This is a genomic window from Streptomyces purpureus, from assembly GCF_014648195.1.
In the GTDB taxonomy this organism is placed as follows: domain Bacteria; phylum Actinomycetota; class Actinomycetes; order Streptomycetales; family Streptomycetaceae; genus Streptomyces; species Streptomyces purpureus.
This window is the reverse complement of sequence record NZ_BMQQ01000003.1, coordinates 1-4,797: the sequence shown is the minus strand read 5'-3', so window position 1 is coordinate 4,797 and position 4,797 is coordinate 1. Positions and strand designations below refer to the sequence as shown.

General features: G+C 72.3%; 4 protein-coding genes and 1 pseudogene. 1 reads left to right on the top strand and 4 read right to left on the bottom strand.

What is annotated here, in order from left to right; translation table 11 throughout:
- Positions 1-29: 29 nt before the first annotated feature.
- The 4 genes and pseudogenes from IEZ01_RS05520 to IEZ01_RS05505 all read right to left on the bottom strand — a co-directional run bounded on the left by IEZ01_RS05520 (position 30) and on the right by IEZ01_RS05505 (position 3,526).
- Positions 30-1,076, bottom strand: coding sequence for an AI-2E family transporter (locus IEZ01_RS05520; protein WP_019888045.1), 1,047 nt, complete (start codon positions 1,074-1,076; stop codon positions 30-32).
- Between the two features lie 166 nt (positions 1,077-1,242).
- A pseudogene (locus tag IEZ01_RS05515) lies at positions 1,243-2,083 on the bottom strand (pirin family protein).
- Positions 2,084-2,237: 154 nt separating this feature from the next.
- Positions 2,238-2,705, bottom strand: coding sequence for an SseB family protein (locus IEZ01_RS05510; RefSeq protein WP_019888047.1), 468 nt, complete (start codon positions 2,703-2,705; stop codon positions 2,238-2,240).
- Between the two features lie 71 nt (positions 2,706-2,776).
- On the bottom strand, positions 2,777-3,526 hold the full coding sequence (locus IEZ01_RS05505) for a cobalt-precorrin-6A reductase (protein WP_028797762.1): 750 nt from the start codon (positions 3,524-3,526) through the stop codon (positions 2,777-2,779).
- A gap of 36 nt (positions 3,527-3,562) precedes the next feature.
- Between IEZ01_RS05505 and IEZ01_RS05500 the strand changes: the two genes are divergently transcribed.
- Entirely contained in the window at positions 3,563-4,726 is a 1,164-nt protein-coding gene (locus IEZ01_RS05500) for a cobalt-precorrin-5B (C(1))-methyltransferase (RefSeq protein WP_189200238.1), read from the top strand.
- Positions 4,727-4,797 lie beyond the last annotated feature (71 nt).

Genomic DNA, 4,797 nt, shown 5'->3' with positions numbered 1-4,797 from the left:
GTCAGCTGTCATCGGTCGTTCGTCGTCCGTCAGGTGTCGTCCGCGTAGTGCCTGCGCAGTTCGCCGACGATCCCGAACGCGGCGGCCGTCACCGGTACGGCCAGCAGCATGCCGAGGATCCCGGCCACCGACGCCCCGGCCGTGATCGCCAGCATCACCACCGCCGGATGCATCTGCACGGTCCGGCTCTGGATCACCGGCTGGAGGACGTTCCCCTCGATCAGCTGCACGGCGAGGACGACGCCGAGCGCCCAGAGCGCGATGACGAACCCCCGGTCGGCGAGGGCGACGAGGATGGCGACCGCGCCGGAGATGAAGGCGCCGAGGTACGGGATGTACGCGCCGACGAAGACGAGCGCGCCGAGTCCCACCGCGCCGGGCACCCGCAGGATCAGCAGTCCGATGGTGATGAGGATCGCGTCGATCAGGGCGATGAAGGTCGTGCCGCGCATGAAGCCCTCGACGGCCTCGAAGGCGCGGCGGCCCATCGCCTCGACGGTGGCGGCGGTGGAGCGGGGCGTGAGCGAGGTGAGGGTGGCGGTGGCCTTGTCCGAGTCGCGGAGGAAGAAGAAGACCAGCAGCAGGGCGAGTACGGCGATGGCGATCCACTCGCCGACCACGCTGAGCCCGCTGATCACCCCGGTCGCGGCCGTCCCGCCGAACTTGGTCAGCAGGTTCCTGGCGTTCTTGGCCAGGTCGTCGAGCGAGGTGCCGGCGGCGCCGAGGTGCTTGGTCAGGTCGCCGGCGGCCTGCCGGAGCGAGGCGAGGATCTGGTCGCCGGTCTCGAGCAGGGCGCTGACGACGATGTACGTGGCTCCGCCGACGACCACGACGACGGCGACGCAGGTGAGCCCCGCGGCGAGCGAGCGGTTCATCCGCATCCGGATGAGCCGCCGGTGCAGGGGGCCGAGGAGCGCGGTGCCGAGGAGCGCGAGCAGGACAGGGGTGACGGCCGTCTTGAAGGTGATGACGAGCCAGATCCCGACGGCGGCGACCCCGGCGACGAGCAGCGCGACGACGCACCAGGCGGCGAGCCGCCGTACGGGCTCGGGGAGGAGGGCGGTCGAGGTCGGCACCCCGCCAGCCGATCACGGCCGGGGGGTGACGGCCCGTGGGGGCGCGCCATCCGAGTGACGGAGCGTCAGAAGCGCGCCCGGGCCCGGGCCGAGGTCCCGAAGCGCGCCGTACCCGGGGCCGTAGCCCGTACCCCCGCCCGTACCCCCGCCCGCGCCCCCGCCGCCGTCAGTCCTCCGCCGGGCCGGTGCCGCGGTGGCCCAGGCCGGTGCGGCCGGTGGCCGGGATCGTCCCCAGGCGTCCCTTCTGGAAGTCCTCGAACGCCTTCTGGAGCTCTTCGCGGGTGTTCATCACGAACGGCCCGTAGTGCGCCATCGGTTCCCTGATCGGGCGGCCGCCCAGGAGCACGACCTCCAGGTCGGGCGTGTGCCCGTCCTGCTTCTCGTCGGCCCGTACGGTCAGCGCGCCGCCGGTGCCGAAGACCGCCGTCTGCCCCATGTGGACGGGGCGCCGCTCCGTACCGACCGTGCCGCGCCCGGCCAGGACGTACGCGAGGCCATTGAAGTCCTCGCGCCATGGCAGGGAGACCTCGGCGCCGGGCCGCAGGGTGGCGTGGATCATCGTGATGGGGGTGTGGGTGATGCCGGGGCCTTCGTGCCCGTCGAGGTCACCGGCGATGACCCGCATCAGGGCGCCGCCGTCGGGCGAGGTGAGGAGCTGGACCTGGCCGCCGCGGATGTCCTGGTAGCGGGGGTCCATCATCTTGTCGCTCGCGGGGAGGTTCACCCACAGCTGGAGGCCGTGGAAGAGGCCGCCCGACATCACCAGCGACTCCGGCGGGGCCTCGATGTGGAGGAGTCCGGAGCCGGCGGTCATCCACTGGGTGTCGCCGTTCTGGATCGTTCCGCCGCCGCCGTTGCTGTCCTGGTGGACGAAGGTTCCGTCGATCAGGTACCCCTTCGAAGCCGGCCGGCGCCGTGGTCACGGCGAGGACCGGGCGCGCGGTCGCGTCGGCGGGCGCGGAGACACGCGGCAGGGTCAGCGGGTTCTCGGCGGTTACGGCAGGCATGTCAGGACCTCCATCCTTCGACACCCAGATTAGTTGAATGTCGAACTTCCTGCCACCTGAACGCGGCGACGGCTCCTTCCATTCCGTAACGCGAAGAGCCCGGCCGCAGGGCCGGGCTCGGGCTGGGGAAGGGCTGATCAGCCGTACAGGCCGATCAGCCGTACATACGGCGCATGGCGAAGTCCACCATCTGCTCCACGGCCTTCGCGTCGAAGACCATCCGGTGGTCGCCCTCCATGTCGAGGACGAAGCCGTACCCGGTCGGGAGCAGGTCGATCACCTCGGCGCCGGTGATCACGAAGTACTTGGACTCCTTGCCCGCGTACCGGCGCAGCTCCTTGAGCGTGGTGAACATCGGGATCACCGGGTGCTGGGTGTTGTGCAGCGCGAGGAACCCGGGGTTGTCGCCGCGCGGGCAGTAGACCTTGGAGGTCGCGAAGATCTGCTGGAAGTCCTCGGCGGCCAGGGACCCGGTGGTGAAGGCGCGCACGGCGTCGGCGAGCGAAGGCGGCGACGGCTCGGGGTACAGCGGCGGCTGCTGCCCGTACCCGCCCTGCATCGGCTGCTGCGGGGGCTGGGTGTACTGCTGCTGGGCACCCTGGTTCTGGTCGTAGCCGTACATGCCCCTGAGGGTAGTCGGTACGTTCCGCGCCCCGCGCTCCCGTGGCCGAATCCCGGGGTCACACCAAGGGGTTACGCCGCCAGGTTCGCTACCCAGGCCGCCGCTTCCGGCGGCGTCGACGCCACCGGCACCCCCTCCGGTACGGGCGGGCGGCGGACGATCACCACCGGCAGGGACGCCTCCCGTGCCGCGCGGAGCTTGGGGGCCGTCGCCTCGCCGCCGCTGTCCTTCGTGACCAGGACGTCGACGGCGTGCCGGCGCAGGATGTCCCGCTCGCCCTCCAGCGTGAAGGGGCCGCGGTCGAGGAGGACCTCCATCCGGGCCGGAGCGGGCGGTTCGGGGGCGTCCACGCTGCGGACGAGGAACCATGACGTGCAGGCGGCGAACGCGGAGAGTCCCATACGGCCCGTCGTCAGGAACACCCGCTCGCCGAGGGCGTCCACCAGCGAGGCTGCCTCCTCCAGGGACCCGGCCGGGTGCCAGTCGTCGCCCGCCACGGGGGCCCACCCGGGGCGGCGCAGGGCCAGCAGGGGAACATGGGCCTTCTCCGCCGCGTACGCCGCGGAGAAACTGATCGTTCCGGCGAAAGGATGCGTGGCGTCGATGACCGCGTCCACCTGGTGCGCGCGCAGCCACCCGGTCAGGCCCTCCGCGCCTCCGAAGCCGCCGATGCGGACCTCGCCCGGCGGCAGCTTCGGCGCGGCGACCCGGCCCGCGAGCGAACTGGTGACGCGGACGGCGCCGCTCTGCCCGCCCTGCCCGTGCAGCAGACCGGCCAGGGCGCGGGCCTCGGTCGTGCCTCCGAGGATCAGTACATGCATGGGGACACGCATCGGGACACGCATCGGAGTTCCTTCATGACGACGGGCGACGGGACGACGGGCGGCGGGGCGGCCACCACCGGCGGGCGCAGCGCCCAACTCAAGCACACCGGGTTGCGGCCGGGCTGGACCACCGGTGCCTGTGCGACGGCGGCGACGACCGCCGCGTACACCGCGCTGCTCACCGGTGACTTCCCGGACCCGGTGACGATCACGCTGCCGAAGGGGCAGACGCCGGCGTTCGCGCTGGCCGTGGAAGAGCTGGCCGAGGGCCGCGCGATGGCTGGTGTGGTCAAGGACGCCGGTGACGATCCGGACGTGACGCATGGGGCGCTGATCCGGGCGACGGTACGGCCCCTGCCCGCCGGGCAGGGGGTGGTGTTCCGTGCCGGGCCCGGCGTCGGCACGGTGACCCTGCCCGGGCTTCCGCTGGAGGTGGGCGAGCCCGCGGTCAATCCCGTGCCCCGGCAGATGATGCGGGACCACATCGCGCGGGTCGCCGAACGGCACGGTGGCAGCGGTGACGTCGAGATCACGGTCTCCGTCGACCACGGCGAGGAGATCGCCCGGTCCACGTGGAACCCGCGGATCGGCATCCTCGGCGGGCTGTCGATCCTCGGCACGACCGGCATCGTCGTGCCGTACTCCTGCTCGGCGTGGATCGACTCCATCCGCCGGGGGGTCGATGTGGCGCGGGCGGCCGGGCTCACGCATGTCGCCGGGTGCACGGGCTCGACGTCGGAGCGGACCGTGCGGACGCTGTACGACCTTCCGGAGATCGCCCTGCTGGACATGGGTGACTTCGCGGGCGCGGTGCTGAAGTACGTACGCCGTCATCCCGTGGACCGGCTGACCGTCTGCGGTGGTTTCGCGAAGCTGTCGAAGCTTGCGGTGGGGCACATGGATCTGCATTCGGCGCGGTCGCAGGTGGACAAGGGGTTCCTCGCCGAGCTGGCCCGTACGGGCGGCGCCGACGAGGCGCTCGCCGGGGAGATCGCGGTCGCCAACACGGGGTTGGCCGCCCTGCAGTTGTGCGCCTCCGCCGGGGTGCCGCTCGGGGATCTGGTCGCCGCCGCCGCCCGCGACCAGGCGCTGGAGGTGCTGAGGGGCGCGCCGGTCGCGGTCGACGTGGTGTGCATCGACCGCGCCGGTACGGTCGTCGGCCGGTCAGCGCCGCGCGGACCGGCGGGCACCGCCTAGTAGTGCTTTGTTAGGCGGTGTCGTAGGACTGCCACGGGGTGGGTTGTCGGCAGGTGGGGCAGTGGCCGGTC